Genomic DNA, 20501 nt, shown 5'->3' with positions numbered 1-20501 from the left:
TAATTTGGACAAGACAGGACAGCCATATCTTTTTGATGTTTCACACAGCCTTGACTAGGCTTTGAAACAAGAAAAGACAGGACAGCCATATCTTTTTGATGTTTCGCCCAGGCTTGACTAGGCTTTGAAACGAAAAGACAGGACAGCCATATCTTTTTGATGTTTCGCCCAGGCTTGACTAGGCTTTGAAATACCCATCAAAGCTCAGTCGAGGTTGGTTATGACCACAGCCCGTCGTCAGTTGATAGATGCTGAAAGCACGCCCTTTTACCACGTGATTAACCGTTGCGTTAGAAGGGCATTTTTGTGTGGTGAAGACGCACTGTCGGGGCGCAGTTACGAACATAGGCGTGGCTGGATAGTGGATAAAATCAGGCAGTTGTCGTCAATATTCTGCATCGACGTTTGCGCTTATGCGGTTATGAGTAATCACTACCATTTGGTGCTCAAAATCGACCTTGCTACGCAACAATCGTTGTCGCCATTTGAAGTCATTGAGCGTTGGACATTGCTCTTTAGTGGCAATCCTGTGGCGGCAAAGTTCCTCAAGGGCGATAGTCTCTCAGAAGGTGAGCGAATATTGTTGGATACGCTGATTAGCGATTGGCAGGAACGCCTTGGCAGTATCAGTTGGTTTATGCGCTGTTTAAACGAAGATATCGCCCGTAGACAAAAGACAGGACAGCCATATCTTTTTGATGTTTCGCACAGCTTTGACTAGGCTTTGAAATACCCATCAAAGCTCAGTCGAGGTTGGTTATGACCACAGCCCGTCGTCAGTTGATAGATGCTGAAAGTACGCCCTTTTATCACGTGATTAACCGTTGCGTGAGAAGGGCATTTTTGTGTGGTGAAGACGCACTTTCGGGGCGCAGTTACGAGCATAGACGTGGCTGGATAGTGGATAAAATCAGGCAGTTGTCGTCAATATTCTGCATCGACGTTTGCGCTTATGCGGTCATGAGTAATCACTACCATTTGGTGCTCAAAATCGACCTTGCTGCGCAACAATCGTTGTCGCCATTTGAAGTCATTGAGCGTTGGACAGGGCTCTTTAGTGGCAATCCTGTGGCGGCAAAGTTCCTCAAGGGCGATAGTCTCTCAGAAGGTGAACAAATACTGCTGGATACGCTGATTAGCGATTGGCAGGAACGCCTTGGCAGTATCAGTTGGTTTATGCGCTGTTTAAACGAAGATATCGCCCGCAAGGCCAATCGAGAAGATGGTTGCAAGGGCGTATTCTGGGAAGGACGTTTTAAGTCGCAGGCACTGCTCGATGAACAGGCGCTGCTGGCCTGCATGATGTACGTGGATTTAAATCCCATTCGCGCCGGTATTGCAGATTCGCTGCAAACTTCTGATTACACATCCATTCAGGAGCGCATAGGAGAAGTTGCTGAGCCTGCAACCACCAATGCTTCAATTAAGCCACTGCTGCAATTTGATGGTGCAGCCACTGCCGCCGAACAAAGCGGCATCCCATTTCACTTTGCCGACTATCTGGAGTTAATTGATTGGACTGGCCGGGCGGTGCGGGAAGACAAGCGTGGCTTTATTGCCTGTTCCAGACCCAAACTACTGCTTGAGCTTGGTATCAGCGACGATGCCTGGATAACTTCCGCCAAAGAGTTTCGCCGTCAGTACAGTGGTATGAGTGGCCGATGGGATGCAATGTGTGCCATGAAGGCCAAATATGGTGGTAAATGGTGCCGGGGTAAGCAACAAAGCCAAGCAATACATCCCCATTAACCTTAGATCGTTGGTGATTTTGCAGAAACAGGCTTAAGCCTGCCGTTGGCATGCTTGGCAACCGCAGTTTTTGCATGAATCTCGCAGATTACTCATCTCAGAGAGCCTACTTCCAAAAATCCGTCGTTATTTATCAGAGACTGACCCCTGCAAGGTGCTTCCTTGCGGCTCAGAAAGTGTTTTGGATGTCCTGTATGTTTGGTATGGATGTCCTGTATGTTTTTTTTGCCAACGAGAACAGTTTACTCAAACTGCTCTACGCCGGTATATTGAAGGCTCAGGAGCGGTGGTCACACCCGATTCAAAACTGGAATTTAACGCTATCTCAGCTGTCCATCCATTTTGAAGGACGACTGGATGCTCACATCGGTCTGTGATTTTTAACGTGACACAGAATTTTGAACACCCTCTTATTTATCAGAGACTGACCCCTGCAACGAGCTTCCTTGCAGCTCGTAAAGTGTTTAGGATGTCCTGTATGTTTCCTATAGGATGTCCTGTATGTTTCCTTCAACCTTTAAGACCGTATAACTTCATTAATCGTGATTTTTCTTCATTAAATAAATAGTCATAGTCTAGATTATCTTCAAGGGTGTCTTTTATGACCATCAATTTTTTAATGATCACCCAAGCACTATAATTTGCAAATGGATTAAGGCCAATAAAGTTGCCAGCATCATGATCTTTAACTGTCCGAATTTTATAAATTATTTCAACCTTTCCCCATGCTTCATCAATATCCCAATTCGATACAAATAGTAGTAAAGCTGAAAGTGCCATTAACGGATTAGATTTAAAAATTGCACTAGGAGATAGATTTTGTGATAGAAAACCATCGTTTTGAACAATTTTATCGGAAAGTTTACGAGTCAATTGATACTTATCTAAGAGTACGCTTCGGTCAAAACTTAAGAAATTTGAGTCGTTTCTTATTATTTTAATAGCCTTTTTAACTACAGCCTTCTGTGCTATTTCTAAATAGAATGGATTTTCCTTATAATACTCAATCAATTTGTAATGAGGATATTGATGGCTTAGAGATTCATAAACTTCCCTATCGATATCAAACCCTTCCTTTGAAGCTTCACTCACGTCTGGGACAAATTTTTCAAAATTTCTTTTAGATCTAACGTATGAGCTTCTGGCTAGATTGACAATGTGTGGAGAGATATCAAAAAGTTCTTGGCCACTTTTCCTCAAATCAAGAAACCATTGCCTCATATCCCTCATGTCACCTTGGCTGAAAATATTATTTTCTATCCCAATACTAACTATGACTCCAATTTGTCTTGTTATAGCAGACTGAGACCTTCTGAAGTCAACTCTACCCTCATTTGATACCAATTTCTGTTTGTCTTCACCATCATAGAAGTCACAAAATGGTAAGTGTGCATCTACTCCTTGAGCGTTTCTAAATGCAAAGTGAGCTTGAGATACCGTTCTACCCGTTCTTGTACAAATGCCCTCACTAACTATATAACCACCAGTAACATTGCATGAAGGGCACTCTATGTCATTTTTCACAAAGTTTTGAAACGAAACATCTAGAGAATGAGGACTTTCATTAAAAAGTGACTCCAATTGAGTTGCATCTAATTCTCGTTTATAAGTGTTTGAATAGGCAGTTATTGGCATATCTCATCATCTCTCAATCTGTCCGATTACAAATCATTTTTATCAACGATTAAGATACTACTTTAAAGATAAGTTGTCGCTCATTTTTATTTTTTGTCAAGACCAGGTGATAGAAAGAAAGTCATTCATTAGTTTCATCGTGCGAAAGTAACTTCTTCGAGGTACTTTGGATTAGTAAAATTACTACATATATCGTGCATAACTCATTTTGGGGCAGAACCAGGTTAGGCCAATCTGTCAGCTATTGTCACGTCAAGGAAACGAAACTGACAGACTGGATTCTGACTAATCCAGTTAAAACTGATGAGTCTAAGCTGTGCAGCTATTCCCTGGCGCTGGGATGTCGGCGCACAAGCGACAGCAGGTCGGTGACCTGCCATCCAATCACTTGCCAAACTTATTGATGAATAAGTTTGCCCCCCTTGATGACATCCACCAACGGATTCACGCCGTAGCTGTAGGCGAGTTCCGCTGGAGTTGAGATCCGCCACAGGCAGAAGTCGGCATCCATTCCCTGACGCAGCATGCCTATGCGCTGTTCGCGGCCCAGAGCGCGGGCGGCATTGCGGGTGACACCGGCCAAGGCCTCTTCCGGCGTCAGGCGGAACAGGGTGCAGCCCAGGTTGAGCATCAACAGGGTTGAGCAGATGGGGGAAGTCCCCGGGTTGAAGTCGCTGGCCAGCACCATGGGCACCTGATATTGGCGCAGCAAGGCTATCGGTGGCAGTTGGGTTTCCCGCAGGAAGTAAAAGGCGCCGGGCAACAAGGTGGCGCAGGTGCCGCTCTCGGCCAGGGCCTTGACCCCGGCTTCATCCAGATACTCGATATGATCCACAGACTTGGCCCCCAGACGGGCGGCCAGTATTGAGCCGCCCATGTTGGAGAGCTGCTCGGCGTGCAACTTGATATCCAGCCCTTTGGCCTTGGCGGCGCTGAGAATGGCTTCTGTCTGTTGCAGGTCGAAGGCGATATTTTCACAAAACACATCCACGGCATCGGCGAGATCTTCCGCCAATACCTGAGGCAGCATCTCCTCGATTACCAGTTGCACATATTCCTGCTCCCGGCCTTGATATTCGGCCGGGAAGGCGTGGGCGCCCAGGAAGGTGGTGACCACATCCACATGGTGGTGTTTGCCCAGCTCGCGGGCGACCCTGAGCAACTTGAGTTCGGTGGCGGTTTCCAGCCCGTAGCCCGACTTTATCTCCACCGTAGTAACCCCTTCCTTGGCCAGGGCGTTGAGGCGGCGGCGAGCCTCGTCGAACAGTTCGGCCTCGCTGGCCTCACGGCAGGCCTTAACCGTGCTGATAATGCCGCCACCGGCACGGGCGATTTCTTCATAGCTGGCACCCTTGAGACGCAGCTCGAACTCGTTGGCGCGGTTACCGGCAAACACCAGATGGGTATGGGCATCTATCAACCCGGGCGTCAGCCAGCCGCCTTTGCCCTTGTAAACCGGAGTTGCCAGCACGTCGAAGGCAGGCAGTTCGCTGCGCTTGCCAATCCAGGCTATTTTGCCTTCTTTTACTGCCAGGGCCGCGTCGGTGATGGCGCCATAAGCCTCTGATACAGAAGGGTCCATAGTGGCAATATTGATATCTATCCAAACCTGATCCCAGGACATGCTTGCTCCTTGTTGTTTGCCTTACGCTTGCCTTAATGATGGCAATTGTTGTGATTTTGTGAGCTAACTTGTATTTACTTGTATATACAAGTTAGGATTATAGCCGAGTTTTTCAGCAGATTGAAACCAACACAGAGTCGATTCGATGAGCACAGCCAAGTTCGCCCGCATTAAACAGTACATCTCAGACCGCATTGAGTCGGGTGAATGGGTGGAGCACTCCAGGGTGCCTTCCGAAAACCAACTGGCAGAGCTATTTGAGTGTAGCCGGATGACGGCCAGACGGGCATTGACCGAGCTGGTGGACAACGGCGTGCTGGAGCGCAGTCAGGGGCTGGGTACCTTTGTGGCCGAGTTCAAGTCGCAGTCATCCATGTTGTCTATCCGCAATATCGCCGATGAGATCAAGGCCCGCGGCCATGGTTACAGCGTGCAGGTGTTGGAGCTGACCGCCATAGAGGCCCTGGCGCCTATCGCCATCGCCCTGGGGCTGGAGACCGGCAGCCGGGTGTTTTACTCGGTGCTGGTGCATTGTGAAGAGGGGCTGCCGCTACAGCTCGAGGAGCGCTTCGTAAACCCTCAGTTAATCCCCGACTATCTGCAGCAGGATTTCAATTTGCAGACCCCTCATGAATATCTGTCGCAGGTGGCGCCTTTGACCGAAGCACGCCACACCATAGAGGCGATAGTCGCCAATGAACAGATACGCGCCCGCTTGACGATCCCCGCCAGCGAGCCCTGTTTACAGATACTGCGCCGCACCTGGTCACGCCAGGGCGTGGTGAGTTTTGCCCGGCTGATCCATCCCGGCAGCCGCTTCCGTCTCGGAGGGCATTTGACCTTCAGAGGCGAACATAAAGCTAAATAAAAACAACAAAATAAACCACAAGACAAGCAACAGAGGAATGGAAGTTTATGGATAAGAGACATGATCCGGCGCGCAAAATCATTGCGCCGACCGGCACCACTCTGAACTGCAAGAGCTGGCAGACCGAAGCGCCGCTCAGAATGCTGATGAACAACCTGCATCCGGATGTGGCCGAGCGCCCCGAGGATCTGGTGGTTTACGGCGGCATAGGCCGCGCCGCCCGCGATTGGCAGTGCTTCGACAAAATCGTCGAGGTGCTCAAGCGTCTGGAAGAGGATGAAACCTTGCTGGTGCAATCCGGCAAGCCGGTGGGAGTATTCAAGACCCACAGCGATGCCCCCAGGGTGCTGATCGCCAACTCCAACCTGGTACCCCACTGGGCCAATTGGGAACACTTCAACGAGCTGGACAAGCAAGGACTGGCTATGTACGGCCAGATGACCGCCGGCTCCTGGATCTATATAGGCACCCAAGGCATAGTCCAGGGCACCTACGAAACCTTTGTGGCCGTGGCCAAGCAGCATTTCGATGGTGAAGCCAAGGGCCGCTGGATCCTGACCGGTGGCCTGGGCGGCATGGGCGGTGCCCAGCCTCTGGCCGGTACCATGGCCGGTTTCTCTGTACTGGCCTGTGAAGTGGACGAGACCCGTATCGATTTTCGTCTGCGTACCCGTTATCTGGACAAGAAGGCCCACAGCCTGGACGAAGCTCTGGCGATGCTGGAAGCCGCCAAGGCCGAGGGCAAGCCGGTTTCCGTGGGTTTGCTGGGCAATGCCGCCGATATCTTCAGTGAGCTGGTTGAGCGCGGCATTACTCCGGATGTAGTGACAGACCAAACTTCGGCGCACGATCCGCTGAATGGCTATCTGCCTCAGGGCTGGACGCTGGAGCAGGCCAAGGAGATGCGCCTCAAAGACGAGGCTTCTGTAGTCAAGGCCGCCAAGGCCTCCATGGCGGTGCAGGTTCAGGCCATGTTGGCGCTGCAAAGCCGCGGCGCCGCGACCCTGGACTATGGCAATAACATCCGCCAGATGGCGTTTGACGAAGGAGTGGCCAACGCCTTCGATTTCCCCGGTTTTGTTCCCGCCTATATCAGGCCGCTGTTCTGTGAAGGCATTGGCCCGTTCCGCTGGGCGGCACTCAGTGGTGACCCTGAGGATATCTACAAGACAGATCAGAAGGTGAAAGAGCTTATTCCGGACGACCCACACCTGCACAACTGGCTGGATATGGCCCGTGAACGTATCGCCTTCCAGGGGCTGCCGGCCCGTATCTGCTGGGTTGGCCTCAAAGACCGCGCCCGTCTGGCGCTGGCCTTCAACGAAATGGTGAAAAACGGCGAGCTGTCGGCGCCTGTGGTCATAGGCAGGGATCATCTGGATTCCGGCTCTGTGGCCAGTCCCAACCGGGAAACCGAATCCATGCTCGACGGCTCGGATGCCGTCTCCGACTGGCCGCTGCTCAATGCACTGCTCAATACTGCCGGTGGCGCCACCTGGGTGTCGCTGCACCATGGTGGGGGTGTCGGCATGGGCTTCAGTCAGCACTCCGGGGTAGTGATCCTCTGTGACGGCAGCGACGCCGCCGCCAAGCGGGTATCCCGGGTATTGTGGAACGATCCGGCCACGGGCGTGATGCGTCACGCCGATGCCGGCTATGAGATTGCCAAGCGCTGTGCCAAAGAGCAGGGCCTGGATCTGCCTATGTTGGAGGACTGATGATGACCACTCAAATCACTCTGACACCGGGAAGCCTGACCCTGTCTGAACTGCGCAGCATCAGCCGCGCGCCAACCCAGCTGCAATTGCACCCGGAATCGCTGGCAGCTATCAACAGCAGCGCCGCCGTGGTGCAAAAAGTATTGGATGAGGGCCGCACGGTTTACGGCATCAACACCGGCTTTGGCCTGTTGGCCAACACCAAGATTGCCCCGGCGGATCTGGAACTGTTGCAGCGCTCTATCGTGTTGTCCCACGCCGCCGGTACCGGCCAATTGATGCGCGATGAAACCGTGCGGCTGATGATGGTGTTGAAGATCAACTCTCTGTCCCGAGGTTTTTCCGGGATCCGTCTCGAGGTGATCAACTTCCTGATCGCCCTGGTCAATGCCGGTGTCTACCCTTGCGTACCCGAGAAGGGCTCAGTGGGAGCCTCGGGCGACTTGGCGCCGCTGTCGCACATGTGTCTGCCGATCATCGGCGAGGGCGAAGTGCGTTATCAGGGGCGTATCATGCCCGCCATTGAGGGCTTGAGTATCGCCGGGCTGAAACCGATTGAATTGGCTGCCAAAGAGGGCCTGGCCCTGCTCAACGGCACCCAGGCATCGACGGCGTTGGCACTGGAAGGCTTGTTCCATGCCGAGGACCTGTTTGCCGCCGGTTCTGTGGTCGGCGCCATGAGTGTCGAGGCGGCCATGGGCAGTCGCAGCCCGTTCGACCCGAGAATTCATGCGGTGCGCGGTCAAAAGGGCCAGATAGACTCGGCGGCAGTATTCCGTCATCTGCTGGGGAGCGGCTCCGAGATTGCCGAGTCACACGCCAATTGTGAAAAGGTGCAGGATCCCTACTCTCTGCGCTGTCAGCCACAGGTTATGGGCGCTTGCCTGACGCAGATCCGTCAGGCGGCCGAAGTGCTGGAAATTGAAGCCAACGGCGTGACAGATAACCCACTGGTGTTTGAAGATACCGGCGAGATCATCTCAGGCGGTAACTTCCATGCCGAACCTGTGGCCATGGCGGCGGATAATCTGGCACTGGCGATTGCCGAGCTGGGGGCCATCAGTGAGCGCCGCATTGCGCTGCTGATCGACTCCAATCTTTCCAAGCTGCCGCCATTCTTGGTGGAAAACGGTGGGGTTAACTCGGGCTTTATGATTGCCCAGGTGACAGCCGCGGCGCTGGCCAGTGAAAACAAGACCTTTGCTCATCCGGCCTCTGTCGACAGCTTGCCGACCTCGGCCAACCAGGAAGATCATGTTTCCATGGCAACCTTTGCCGCCCGCAGGCTCAAGGATATGGCGGAAAACACCCGCGGCGTGCTGGCAGTGGAACTGCTGGCTGCGGCCCAAGGGTTGGATTTCCGGGCGCCGCTGCAGCCAAGCCAGGCAGTAGCCAAGGCCAAGGCTGAACTGCGCGAGCGGGTTACCTTCTATGACAAGGACAGATACTTCGGTCCGGATATCACCAAGGCCACTGAGCTGCTGGCGAGTGGGCGCTATAACGCCTATCTGCCAAAGGAGTTGCTGCCAAGCAGCCTCTGAGCCGGGAATCGCTGGAAGGGTCTGAGGGCCCTTGGGCACCTTAGGGACAAAAGTCCGTATATGAAATACAAAGAGCGCCAACTGGCGCTCTTTATTTATTTTAATAAATCAATGCCGAGAGACAGATGTTACCAGGCATCCAGTTCTGTGATCTTTAGATTCAACAGCTGCTTCTGCCACTGGTTTTTATCTACCCCTTCAATCCAGATCACCGAGGATTGCCGCTGCTGGCCCTTGCGCAGATAGGTTTCCGGCATACGCTTGATGGCACGCCAAACCTGTAGCTCCTCTTCTTTCATCTTGCGCCCCTGATCGTTATAAAAGCTGACACTGATCAGTACGCCAACCATATCTTCACTGCTGTTACTGCCGAGTTCGAAGGTCAGGCCCAGTTTGTCACCTTGCCACTGCGTCTGCAGCAGAGAAACGCTGACCCCTTCCCTGGCAGTCTTGCCAAGCAGTCCGGGAGTGGTCATGGCGCTCTGGGTCAGTTGCTCAGCCGTGGCGGCTGGGTTTACCTCGGACTTGGGCGCCACTGCGACAGTATGGGTGCCGGTATTGGCTGCGGTATTCGATATCTCGGCCACCACATCTTCAGTCACAGTTTCGGGTTCGGCGGCGCTGATCACCGCCTCTGTAAGCACATATTCCCAGGTAAAATCATCTTTGAGTATGACTCTGGCGCCATTTTCCAGAGTGACTTCGGCCACCTGGGCCGGTTCGGCAACGGCAAAACTTGAGCTCAATAGCAACGCCAGAGCACTGACGGCGAAGCCGGGTTTGAAAAGGTTCTGTTTCGACATGAAAAAATTCGCTTGCGCTTGGCTGGATCCTGGCGTCAACAATAACCGGGCTTACCTGGGCTGGCAATGACGAAAAACATAAACTTGCTTTCCTGGCATACGGCAATCCACGGGAAGTATGTTCAAGTGCCTTTGTCCAGGAAAGGTGCGAACAAGCCCCATGTGTGCTCTGCGTCGGCTTACAGACTGGAATGTAAGACATAGTTCGCAGCAAATGACCAAGTCCTTGGCAAGAAAGTGAAGTTATTGCCCGCTAATATGTCAGCCTTGACTGTAAAAGGGGTCAGAATTGTCTTGCAGGCAACTTTGGCGCTGGGTATACCGGAAGATAAAGGGCATTATCATCTCTTATACTTTGGCTGCGGTGAAGAGTCCTATGACACATCCAGCCGGCTGTGTGGCGAATTAAACCATTCAATGAAACAATCACCGAGTTTGTAACTCATTGGTCAGCGTTTACTTACAACATACCCCACTATATGATCCCGCTCTTAGTCTATCTGATAGTTTGGAGAGGGTATGCCGTCGAATACCAAGGCCTGGTTGTCGAAGGCTCTGCAATTTGGCGGAGGATGCTTTTACCTGTTGCTGGCCTCATGGAGTCTGTTCCATGTGGCAGGTTGGGTAGGCAAACTACCTGACCATAGCGAGCATTGCCAAGAGTCAATACTGCTCAGCAGCTGGTCACCGAATAAAGATTGGCAGGCCGACGTCAGCTTTTCCAACTGCAGTCTGCATGGACGTAAGCACTGGCAGAGCCACTTAAGCTTGACCGATCTGGACTCGGGACGCCGCTTCCCCGGTCTGCTGGTGGTATCCGGTCGCCACGATGAGTTGAAACTCGACTGGTACAATCACAGACAATTATCAATTTCCGGGCTTCCCATAGATCACCTGGAGCACTTCCAACAGCCGCTGGGAACCAAAATAGTACTCACCTTGAAAGGTGATTAAGCGCACACTTTCCAACGAGGATGGGATCGACTGTTCAGCCAAAGTTAACACCTGTATGTTACTCTGCAACCTGGCCTGGGTTGTGGGCCGGGATGAGTGATTTTTCTCTGAGAGGTTAATTTTGGATAACTTGGACAAAGACTTAAGATTCGAACTGTCACACTGGTTGTCACAGCTGGGGATCAACAGCCAACCAGCCGATGGTTTGTCCACTTCGCTCATGGTGCTCGCCTGCCTGCTGCTGGCAGGTTTGGCTTATTTTATTGTGCGTCGCGGTGTAGTGCGGGCGATGAACCTGGTGATTCAACGTTCCAAAGTCACCTGGGACGATATCTTTATGCGCCACAGAGTGCTGGAAAAGCTGGCGATGCTGGTGCCGGCGCTGGTGCTCAACCTGCTGATCCCCATAGCACTGACAGATCATAAACTGTTGGCCGGACTGGTCGACAGGCTGCTCAGTGTCTGGCTGGTCGTCTTGCTGATCCGCGCCGCCTATTCGGCATTGGATGCGGTCAACGAGGTGGCAGACGTTAAGCTGATTAGCCGTCGTCTACCGGTGAAGAGCTTTGTGCAGCTGATCAAGCTGTTCCTGTTCTTTGTCGCCATCATTATTTCCATCTCTGTGCTCGCCAACCAGTCTCCTGTCTACTTCCTCAGCGGCTTGGGTGTCGCCACAGGTTTGGTGATGTTGGTGTTCAAGGACACCATTCTGGGGTTTGTTGCCGGTATTCAGCTGGCGGCTAACCGTATGGTCAGCACAGGCGACTGGATCCAGATGGATAAATACGGCGCCGATGGCGCGGTGGAAGAGGTATCGCTGACAACAGTCAAGGTTCGCAACTGGGACAAGACCATCACCATGATCCCGGCCTATGCGCTGGTATCCGATGCCTTCCGCAACTGGCGTGGCATGTCCGAGTCAGGCGGTCGCCGAATCAAACGTTCAGTCAACATAGATATCAACAGCATACGTTTCCTGACCGAAGAAGACAGGAAGAAGCTGGAGAAGATCAACCTGTTGAAAGAATACCTGCCGAAGAAAATCCATGAGATCACTGAATGTAATGCGAAAGTGTCGGATATCGAAATGCCGGTCAATGGTCGCAGGCTGACCAATGTGGGGACCTTCAGAGCCTACCTGCTGGAGTATCTCAAGCACCACGACAAGGTACACAAGGAGATGACCCTGATGGTGCGGCAATTGGCGCCTACGACTGAAGGGCTGCCGATCGAACTGTATATCTTCACCAATGATACCCGCTGGACATATTATGAAGATATTCAGTCGGATATCTTCGATCATATCTTTGCCATCTTGCCGCAGTTCGATCTGCGTGCCTTCCAGGGCCCTACCGGCAATGATATCCGCAGCTTAAAAGATAATGGAGCCGGCGCAAATAAGCCTACATAGGCTTATTCGCACCTCCCCTAAAGCGCTCCCCTAATCTTTAACGGCCAATACAGTGGCGAGGGTGACAAACACCCCGCCACTGACACGATCCAGCCAATGCAACCGTTGACTGCGCTTCAGCCATGAAGCCAACACACTGGCCATAGAGGCGTAAATCATCACAAAGCTGAAGTCTACCAAGGCCCAGGTGGAAGCCAATACTGCCAGTTGTGGCCCCTGCGGCGCAGTCACATCGATAAATTGTGGAAACAGAGCGGCGAAAAACAGCAGATCCTTGGGGTTGCTGATCCCCACCAGAAACGCCTGCCGGAACAGACTGAGAGGATGACCATGTCCCTTGGGGCCAACACTCTGCTCGGCCGCATGGGGCTTGGTGAGCAGCAGCTTAATTCCCAGATACATAAGGTAGGCGGCACCGCACCATTTGAGCAGGGTAAAGCCGTATTCGCTGGCATGCAGCAAGGCGCTCAGCCCGGCGATGGAGGCCAACATCAACAGCAGTGCCGCACTGACACTCCCCAAGGCCGTTGCCAGACTGCGGCGTTTACCAAAATGGATCCCGTGAGAAATAGACAACATGGCGATCGGGCCGGGAGAAATGGCTATCAATAAGATCGCAAACAGGTACAACAGGAAGGTCTGGTGATCCATAATTTTGTATACAAAGTTTTCGGTTAAGCGTCACTATAGTCCTGAGACGCCTGCCGAACAAGATTCACTTTTCCGCTGAATAGTCCGGGATCGCCTTGGGGAAGCGGCCGCGAATGCCGCGATAGAAGGCGATAAGCTGATCCATGTCTTGCTGCATGTCAGCACTCGGTATCAAGGGTTGATTGATCACCACCGCCTTCTGACCAAAGTCCAGCCCCACTGCCACAATCGGCACCCCCGCCTTGGATGCGATATGGTAGAAACCTGTCTTCCAGCGTTTCACCGGGCTGCGGGTGCCCTCCGGCGCCAGCGCCAGCTTAAAGTTGCGATCCAGGCGATACAAGTCGCTGACCGCATCGACCAGATTATTGTTCTTGCGCCTGTCTACCGGCCTGCCACCTATGGCCCTGAAAAACCAGCCCCAAGGCGGAATAAAGAGTTGATGCTTACCGAGAAAGTGGATCTTCACCGCCAGAGCTCCACGGGCGAGTACGCCGATAATGAAGTCCCAGTTACTGGTATGGGGCGCCACTATCACCAGGTATTGCGGGGAGTCGGGCAGTTGTCCGCGAATTTGCCAGCCGAACTGAGCCAGCAGCCATTGGCAGATTTTTTTAAACATAGAGAGTTGCCAAACCTTGAGTTGATTAAAGGTATAGTTCAAAAGTGTTTAGGGTGGGCCGCCAGTCCAACCTTGATTAGCTTAGGAGTCTGAACATAGGCAGCACTTCCCCAAGCAGAGGCCTGAGGGAAAATATAATTTCAGTATTATCTCTTTTGTGCAAGCCTGGGTTCTACATCTTGCCAAGGACTCGTCATTGGCTATAAATCGCCGTGACGTAAGTTTGTTCAAAACGCGCGGTGGATTTGCTTACAATCTACTAAGACAATGTTTACCCAGTTCTTTCCTTATCCAGGGCCAAATAGGTTAGTATCTGTATAGAAGCTCAACGCCTATGTCGGCACGGTTTCCTGGCCTGGTTCCGGGAGAGTGCAAGGAGGGAATATGAAAAAGTTAATCTTTGGACTCCTGTCAGTACTGCTACTTGCAATCGCTCCGGCTAAAGCGGTACCGACAGATGAAATTACCGAGCTGATCAATCGTCAGCAACAAGCCTGGAATCAGGGAAATATTGATGCCTATATGCTGGGTTACTGGCACGATCCCAAGCTGAGGTTTGTCTCCAAAGGCGAGTTCAAATATGGCTGGGACAAGATGCTGGCCGCCTATAAACGTAGCTATCCGAATCACGCGACTATGGGCCAGCTCAAGCTGGAGCTCAAGGATGTGCAGATGTTGAGTAACTATTCTGCCTTGGTGGCCGGTCGCTGGGTCTTGCTCAGACAAAAGGACAGCCCATCCGGAGTCTTTACCCTGCTGTTGGAAAAGAAAGACGACCATTGGGTAATCACTCACGATCATTCATCCTGACTTGCATAGGGAATTAGATTTATCTAATATCAATCCATTAAAAAAATCTAATGGAGCACCCTATGTTAAAACCCACACTGACCGCCTTGCTGGCCTTTGCGCTGGTGAATCAAGCCGTGGCAGAGCCAACAGCGGCAGACTTCAACACCGAAGCGGCCGCGCTGGCCAAGCGTTTTGCCCAAACACTCAAGCCGCAACTGCAGCAAGCCCTGGCCGAAGGTGGCCCGGTGGCGGCTATCGAAGTTTGTTCCCATAAGGCGCCGGAAATCGCCCGCCAACTCTCTGCCGAGAGCGGTTGGCAGGTAAAACGTGTCAGCTTGAAACCCCGTAATCCGGCAGCCGAGCCAGAAGCCTGGCAGCGACAGGTATTGTTGTCATTCGATCAGCGGGCCGCAGCCGGTGAAGATCCGCAAACCTTGAGCCATGTTGCCCAGACCGAGTCACAGCTGCGTTTTATGAAGGCCCAGGGCGTAGCGCCGCTTTGCCTCACCTGTCACGGCAGCCAATTGGCGCCCGAGGTCAAAACCGCATTGGATGAGCACTACCCGGATGACAGCGCCAGAGGTTATCAGCTTGGGCAGATCCGCGGCGCCATCAGCATAGTGGCTCCGCGTTTGTCAGCGCAAAACTGAACTGCTCCAACCCCAGTTGTCGCCCCTTGCCATCATACCTGGCTTCGTAAAAGTTCAGTGTCCCTTCGCGGGAGATGAATATCAGGCTGGTGGCCCGGGTGCCGTATTCCGGGTGGCGAATATAGATGGATGACAGACGTCGCTCCCATTCCAGGCTGACTCCTGTGTTTGGCAGGCTGATGTCCGGCGCTGGAGTCTCATCACGCATTATTGCCAGCAGCCTATCTATATCCGGCTTGGCCGATTGGCTAATCAACCGCTCCAACGCCTGCTCGCCGCGGGCCATCTTGGGCCAGATTTCATCCAAGGCGCCATTGCTGATGGCGTGAAAACCCCTGTTCAAGCACCGCAATGACTTATCCGGGCTGTGATAACACCAAAGGCGCTTGCCCTGGCCGAAAACCAGATTGAAAGGATTGTAGTTGTCGCTGTGGTCACTGAGCCATTGCGGCTCTATTGGGGTTTGGCTATTGAGCGCCTTGAGCACCAGTTCCCCGCGGCTGCGCATACCATCCGGCTGAGAGATTGACTGACGGATATTGGTGAGGCCGGCCACCATTCCCAAACGATTACAGCCAAGCCAGGTCCCACCTGCCTGCAGATCCTTACCCGCCAGCAGTTGCTGCTGTGGCGGCCAAAAATGTGCCGGGGCTGTGGGCCTGTGATGAAACTCATCGCGGTTGGCGCAGAGGATCAGCGGATAATCCGGATGCTGATCCAGCGCCAGAAACAGAATGCACATGGGCTGTCCTTATGCCGGGTCTAAATGCGGGCTTATCCCACAAGTTAGCCAACAAAGGCGCCAATTGACAGGGTTAAATCAGTGAGAGCCTTTGTCTTGATGCTCGTGGCCATTATGGTGAGCATGGCCGTGTGAACCATGACTATGTGAACCATGGTTGTGTGAACCATGGTTGTGGCCTGAGTCGTTGTGCTGCCCCGAGCCGTGGTCATGGCTATGGCCTTTGACCAGCCACATACCCCGTAAAAACTTACGTGGCCCCTGACGCAGTATGCTACTGGAGTAAAGCAGACACAGCAACGTCAGTGCCGGGTAGCTTATCTCTTTCGGTAGATCGCCCAGCTCACGCCACTGTGGTTGCCACCAGGCAATGCCGCTAAGCAGAATGGATAACAGCAACAACATACCGAGCCGTTGACTCCAGTTCATCAACTTGAGTTGTGACAGGTTAAGCACAGGTGCGGCTATCAGGGTCAAGGCTACTGCCAAGGGGCTCCAGCCGCTGTAGGCCAGTGACATCGCCAGTACGGCGGCGCCCAGATTACAGAAACGCAACGGCAGAAACAGCAAGGCCAGCACCAGCACTTGTGCCACCGGGTGCGACAGTGGCACTGACGGATGACCTATCAGATTGGCGAGAATCAAACTGAGCAAGATCCAGGGCGCGCTTCTATCCACCAGATGAGTGAAGCCAAAATGCCAGGCGGACTGCGGCACCTTGGGGTGGGGATCGGTCAATTCAATGCGGGCATAACTCAAAAACAGTCCCAGTGCGGCGAGTGCGAGGGTCTGCAGCAGGGCAAACTGCCAGCCCAGCAACACCAAGGTCAGCAACAAGGCTTCAGGGCCGGCGAGACGTTGAACCCAGCGTCCCGGTAGCGAAGCTTGAGTAGGAGACAAACCTGCGGCAAAACGTATGCTGGCCAAGGCGTAGGCCGCCAGCAATACCGGAGCCAGTAACAGCAACCAGTGCAGCAGTTGATCTGTGCTGTGGTCATGGTGAGCGTGTTGGTGGCCGCCGGAATCCATCATCAGCAGCAATGCCAACAGGCCTATCCCCAGCAGGCTGCCTATGCCGGCCTGATATTCATATTTGCTGCTTGGGGTCTGCTGCCCATGGCCGTGGGGCTGATGCAGCACCACATGCAAAATAGAGCCTGTGACAAAGGCTTGCAGGTACACGGTATTATCCAGGCTCAGATGGCTGAGCAGCTGCTCGCCGGCGAAGTAGCCCACAGATGTCAGCGCCATCATGGCCAGCAACACCAGACTGGCCCAACGGGTACCAACCTGGGGTTTGAGCAACCACCAAATCGCCAGGCCCACGGGTAGCCTGTGCATGATCACCCCAAGCGCCAGCAGGCTGGAGTTGCCTTCCTGTTGTGCCAGCACCATGGCGCCGCCATCTGTGATGGTGTGCAACAACAAGCCGCCGATCCCCAGCGTGAGGGTCAGGTTATGGGTGATCTCTGAGTAGCGATGAAACAACTTCTCACTGGCACTGGGTCCCCAAAGGCCGAGGATCACGAAGATGATCGCCAGTATGCCGCCATGCTCCAGCAGTTCCGGTAGGATATGGATCAATACCAGGCCGCCAAGAGAAACAAAAATAAAGCCGTCCAAGCCCTTCTGCAAACCGCTGCCTGAAGAGAAATAGCGGTAAAACAGCGGGCCCAGGAGCAGGGCGATAAAACTGGCGACAAGATAGAGCATGTATTTCACGGCTGAAGTTTAGAGAACGCCATAGTATACCAGTAGCCGGGCAAATGAGCAGTGCCGTTACCTGGAATTTACCTTGAAGGATTTTCCCCCCGAGACCACAGATAAAAGTCCACAGCCGGTGACTAAAAAGTTATACAATAGTCGACTCTATGTTGTTGTATTGGTGAATGGATATTTATGGATACTCTGTCGGCTGCCGTAATGCTGTTTCTTATTATGGATCCCTTGGGCAACTTGCCTATCTTTGCCTCTATATTGCGTCATATCGAGCCCAAGAAACGCCGTCGAGTGTTGATCCGTGAGCTTATTTTTGCCTTGTTGATCATGCTGTTATTTCTATATGCCGGTGAAGCCATCCTGAGTTTCCTCAACCTCAAGTCAGAATCGGTCAGCATTGCCGGCGGCATTATTCTGTTCCTGATAGCCATCAGGATGATCTTCCCCCAACCCGGTGGGGTGGTGGGCCTGGCTGCCGGTGAAGAGCCCTTCATTGTGCCGATGGCGATTCCGCTGATGGCCGGTCCTTCGATTTTGGCGGCACTGATACTGCTGGCCCATACGGATAGCAGCCGTATGGGCGACTGGACCATAGCTCTGGTGGCGGCCTGGGGCGCCAGCGTGGTTATCTTGATGTTTTATAAGTTATTTACCAGGGTGTTGGGCGACAAGGGGCTCACGGCGGTCGAGCGTCTGATGGGCATGGTGCTGGTGATGATCTCGGTGCAGATGTTCCTCGATGGTGTCTCCCGATATTTGAATCCCTGAGTTGTTAATCCTTTTGTTGAGTCGAGGTAAAAGTGCTTAGTTGTGCCCTGATCTGTGCTTTGAGTCTGAGCGCCGGAGATTATGACAATCTCTTGCCCTATCAAGGCACGCCGCAGCAAGCGCTGGAGCGGGACGCCGCCGGGAATCTGAAGATCCCCGCTGTGTACATGGATATGGGGGCCTGGCATGGATATCACCTACCGGATAATCCTGCATTTTATGGCAGCTTCACCGGCCCCATGATCATCGCCCAGGAATACAGCCTGCATCTGGCGCCAAGCTTGCAGCACCTCAGCATATTGGAGTTGAGCACAGGGCAGGCGAAGAATTTTGCCGAAGCGGAGAAACGCCTGTTCAGTCGCCCGGATGGCCTGTATCAGGAATACCGCTGGCAAGATCTCAGCCTCAGCACCAGGCTCTATTTTGCCGATGAGCGCAGCTCACTGATTGAGACTGTTCTGGAAAATATCGGCTCCCAAGCCGGTCAGTGGCAGTTGCAGTGGCAGGGAGAGCCCTTCGACAAGGCGGTAGGCAAGCCCTGGATTGCCGACAGACAATTTGCGACCAATCAACTGGAGTGGCAGTTTCGGCCACTGAGAAAAACCTGGTCGCTGCTGCTCGATGATGCCAAATTCCGCTTAAGCTTCCGTGAACCCACCTTTCTGGAAGTGCGTGGCACTCGGGGCTACCGAGCCAGTTCTGAAGTGCTGAACCTGGCTCCCTCAGAGCGGCGCAGTTTTCTCAGTGCCCAGCAGTATTTTCACACCGCAGCAGAGGCAAAGCCGCTGCAGTGGCCGAAGTTGTTGCAGAGCGCCGAGCGCAACCAAAGTCGCTGGGGTTGGCGTCTGGCCAAGTTGGCCGATGGTGACTTGGGGCAAAAGCGCATGGCGGCCCGGGCCATCAGCACCCTGACACATAACTGGCGCAGCCCAGCCGGTGCCCTGCGTCACCACGGGATAACGCCTTCGGTCACCTATCAATGGTTCAATGGTATCTGGGCATGGGATAGCTGGAAACAGGCGGTAGCCTTGGCGCGTGTCGAGCCCTGGCTTGCCAAGTCCAATGTGCGGGCGATGTTTGACTATCAATTTGATGAGCAAGATCCCGTCAGACCTCAGGATGCCGGCAGCATGCCGGATGCGGTGTTTTACAACCAAGATGCAGCCCGCGGCGGTGACGGCGGCAACTGGAATGAGCGGAATGGCAAACCGCCACTGGCAGCCTGGGCCGTATGGGAGATCTACCTTCAGGACGGTGATAAGGCATTTGTCGCCGAGCTCTACCCAAGACTGATGGCCCTGCATGCCTGGTGGTATCGCAACCGGGATCATGACGGCAATGGTTTGGCAGAATATGGCGCCAATCTGCATCCGTTGCACGGTGAGCCCGGGGCACTTAATCGTGATGCCATCATTCAGGCGGCAGCCTGGGAGTCCGGGATGGACAATGCGCCCAGATTCGATGCCGATAACAGCCTGCAGGTACTGGAAAACCGCGACACCAAAGGGCGTTTACTCGGCTACTCTCTCAATCAGGAGAGTGTCGATCTCAATGCATTTCTCTATGCCGATAAGCAATATCTGGCACAAATGGCCAGTCTGCTGGGACGGGAAGCCGAGGCGATGCAACTGCGGCAACAGGCCCAGCGGTTGGGACAAGCGATTCGGCAGGCCTTTTACGACCCTGCCAGCGGTTTCTTCTACGATGTACGTTTCGATGCCGAGGGCAAGCGGCGATTGCTCCGCGGCAATAAGGGCACTGAAGGTTGGATCCCGTTGTGGGCCAGTGTCGCTTCGCCTGAGCAGGCAGATGCGGTGGTAAAGCAACAACTTAGGCCAGAAGTCTTCGGTACCCAGGTGCCGTTTCCGAGCGTGAGCCGCGACAGCCCGGAGTTTGCTCCCGACAGATACTGGCGCGGGCCGGTATGGCTGGATCAGGCCTTCTTTGCCATCAAGGGATTGCAGCATTACGGTTACCGGCAGCAGGCAAGTGCAATGTCGCGGCGCTTGCTGGAGGCCATCGCCGCCGATAGCCGGGATCTGCCGATACGGGAAAACTACCATCCACTCAGCGGTGAAGGACTGCATGGCACCAACTTCAGCTGGTCGGCCTCGGTCTTATTGTTGCTTTATAGCGAAGGTTTGTTGTCTGAGGCTGAATAATCGCTGAATGAGGCGAATTGGCCGCGATTTTCTGCTGTGCAATCTTAACAGCCGCTGTTAATCTTCTGTACCATCTCTGTTAACAACAAGGT

Annotated in this window: 17 protein-coding genes and 2 pseudogenes; 12 read left to right on the top strand and 7 right to left on the bottom strand. The window is 53.3% G+C overall.

The genetic code is table 11. The features are described from left to right. Nucleotides 1-220: 220 nt before the first annotated feature. The 3 genes and pseudogenes from SIL79_RS07680 to SIL79_RS07670 form a co-directional block, all read left to right on the top strand. Nucleotides 221-670 (top strand): annotated as a pseudogene (locus SIL79_RS07680) (alpha-amylase family glycosyl hydrolase); the annotation flags it as partial. Between the two features lie 89 nt (nt 671-759). Continuing rightward, nucleotides 760-1749, top strand: a complete 990-nt coding sequence (locus tag SIL79_RS07675; protein WP_233962817.1) for a transposase — start codon at nt 760-762, stop codon at nt 1747-1749. A 224-nt stretch (nt 1750-1973) separates the two neighbouring features. Beyond that, nucleotides 1974-2126: pseudogene (locus SIL79_RS07670) on the top strand (IS256 family transposase); the annotation flags it as partial. A gap of 133 nt (nt 2127-2259) precedes the next feature. Here the strand turns inward: SIL79_RS07670 and SIL79_RS07665 are convergent. Together SIL79_RS07665 and hutI are read right to left on the bottom strand one after the other, a co-directional pair. Further along, nucleotides 2260-3384, bottom strand: a complete 1125-nt coding sequence (locus tag SIL79_RS07665) for a hypothetical protein (protein ID WP_039035124.1) — start codon at nt 3382-3384, stop codon at nt 2260-2262. A gap of 397 nt (nt 3385-3781) precedes the next feature. Continuing rightward, nucleotides 3782-5008, bottom strand: coding sequence for an imidazolonepropionase (gene hutI / locus SIL79_RS07660; protein ID WP_039035125.1), 1227 nt, complete (start codon nt 5006-5008; stop codon nt 3782-3784). Nucleotides 5009-5153: 145 nt separating this feature from the next. On the opposite strand from hutI, the gene hutC reads away from it, so the two are divergent. From hutC to hutH, 3 genes are read left to right on the top strand one after another with little or no spacing between them, the layout of a single operon-like run. Continuing rightward, nucleotides 5154-5876, top strand: a complete 723-nt coding sequence (gene hutC, locus SIL79_RS07655; protein ID WP_039035126.1) for a histidine utilization repressor — start codon at nt 5154-5156, stop codon at nt 5874-5876. A gap of 47 nt (nt 5877-5923) precedes the next feature. Beyond that, nucleotides 5924-7594: a urocanate hydratase gene (hutU, locus tag SIL79_RS07650; RefSeq protein WP_162207098.1), complete on the top strand. Its 1671-nt coding sequence runs from the start codon at nt 5924-5926 to the stop codon at nt 7592-7594. Further along, on the top strand, nt 7594-9135 hold the full coding sequence (gene hutH / locus SIL79_RS07645) for a histidine ammonia-lyase (RefSeq protein ID WP_071477099.1): 1542 nt from the start codon (nt 7594-7596) through the stop codon (nt 9133-9135). The genes hutU and hutH overlap by 1 nt, the downstream gene beginning before the upstream one ends. Before the next feature lie 128 nt (nt 9136-9263). Here hutH and SIL79_RS07640 read toward each other — a convergent pair whose 3' ends face one another. Continuing rightward, entirely contained in the window at nt 9264-9938 is a 675-nt protein-coding gene (locus SIL79_RS07640) for a DUF3157 family protein (protein WP_101094675.1), read from the bottom strand. Nucleotides 9939-10457: 519 nt separating this feature from the next. On the opposite strand from SIL79_RS07640, the gene SIL79_RS07635 reads away from it, so the two are divergent. Next, entirely contained in the window at nt 10458-10892 is a 435-nt protein-coding gene (locus SIL79_RS07635; protein WP_039035129.1) for a hypothetical protein, read from the top strand. A gap of 130 nt (nt 10893-11022) precedes the next feature. Beyond that, a complete protein-coding gene (locus tag SIL79_RS07630) occupies nt 11023-12303 on the top strand; it encodes a mechanosensitive ion channel family protein (protein WP_039035189.1) in 1281 nt (426 codons plus the stop codon). 30 nt (nt 12304-12333) lie between these two features. On the opposite strand, the gene SIL79_RS07625 is transcribed toward SIL79_RS07630, so the two are convergent. Both SIL79_RS07625 and SIL79_RS07620 read right to left on the bottom strand, forming a co-directional pair. Beyond that, nucleotides 12334-12954 (bottom strand): LysE family translocator, encoded by a 621-nt coding sequence (locus SIL79_RS07625; RefSeq protein WP_071477100.1) that lies wholly within the window; start codon nt 12952-12954, stop codon nt 12334-12336. Between the two features lie 64 nt (nt 12955-13018). Next, entirely contained in the window at nt 13019-13576 is a 558-nt protein-coding gene (locus tag SIL79_RS07620) for a lysophospholipid acyltransferase family protein (RefSeq protein ID WP_071477117.1), read from the bottom strand. Nucleotides 13577-13960: 384 nt separating this feature from the next. On the opposite strand from SIL79_RS07620, the gene SIL79_RS07615 reads away from it, so the two are divergent. Continuing rightward, nucleotides 13961-14386 (top strand): YybH family protein, encoded by a 426-nt coding sequence (locus SIL79_RS07615; RefSeq protein WP_319619109.1) that lies wholly within the window; start codon nt 13961-13963, stop codon nt 14384-14386. Between the two features lie 62 nt (nt 14387-14448). Next, nucleotides 14449-15018, top strand: a complete 570-nt coding sequence (locus tag SIL79_RS07610) for a Tll0287-like domain-containing protein (RefSeq protein ID WP_039035132.1) — start codon at nt 14449-14451, stop codon at nt 15016-15018. Here the strand turns inward: SIL79_RS07610 and SIL79_RS07605 are convergent. Together SIL79_RS07605 and SIL79_RS07600 are read right to left on the bottom strand one after the other, a co-directional pair. Then, entirely contained in the window at nt 14981-15760 is a 780-nt protein-coding gene (locus tag SIL79_RS07605) for an NRDE family protein (RefSeq protein ID WP_071477102.1), read from the bottom strand. The two genes, SIL79_RS07610 and SIL79_RS07605, sit on opposite strands and share 38 nt — an antisense overlap. 78 nt (nt 15761-15838) lie before the next feature. After that, nucleotides 15839-17473, bottom strand: a complete 1635-nt coding sequence (locus tag SIL79_RS07600) for a ZIP family metal transporter (RefSeq protein ID WP_319619963.1) — start codon at nt 17471-17473, stop codon at nt 15839-15841. A 186-nt stretch (nt 17474-17659) separates the two neighbouring features. Here SIL79_RS07600 and SIL79_RS07595 point away from each other — a divergent pair, with 186 nt between their 5' ends. Further along, nucleotides 17660-18247 (top strand): YhgN family NAAT transporter, encoded by a 588-nt coding sequence (locus SIL79_RS07595; RefSeq protein WP_039035135.1) that lies wholly within the window; start codon nt 17660-17662, stop codon nt 18245-18247. Nucleotides 18248-18279: 32 nt separating this feature from the next. Then, entirely contained in the window at nt 18280-20409 is a 2130-nt protein-coding gene (locus SIL79_RS07590) for an MGH1-like glycoside hydrolase domain-containing protein (protein WP_319619108.1), read from the top strand. Nucleotides 20410-20501: the final 92 nt, after the last annotated feature.

This window comes from Shewanella indica, assembly GCF_033842865.1.
In the GTDB taxonomy this organism is placed as follows: Bacteria; Pseudomonadota; Gammaproteobacteria; order Enterobacterales; family Shewanellaceae; genus Shewanella; species Shewanella indica.
The sequence above is the reverse complement of the archived record's forward strand: the minus strand, read 5'-3'. Positions and strand labels throughout refer to the sequence as shown.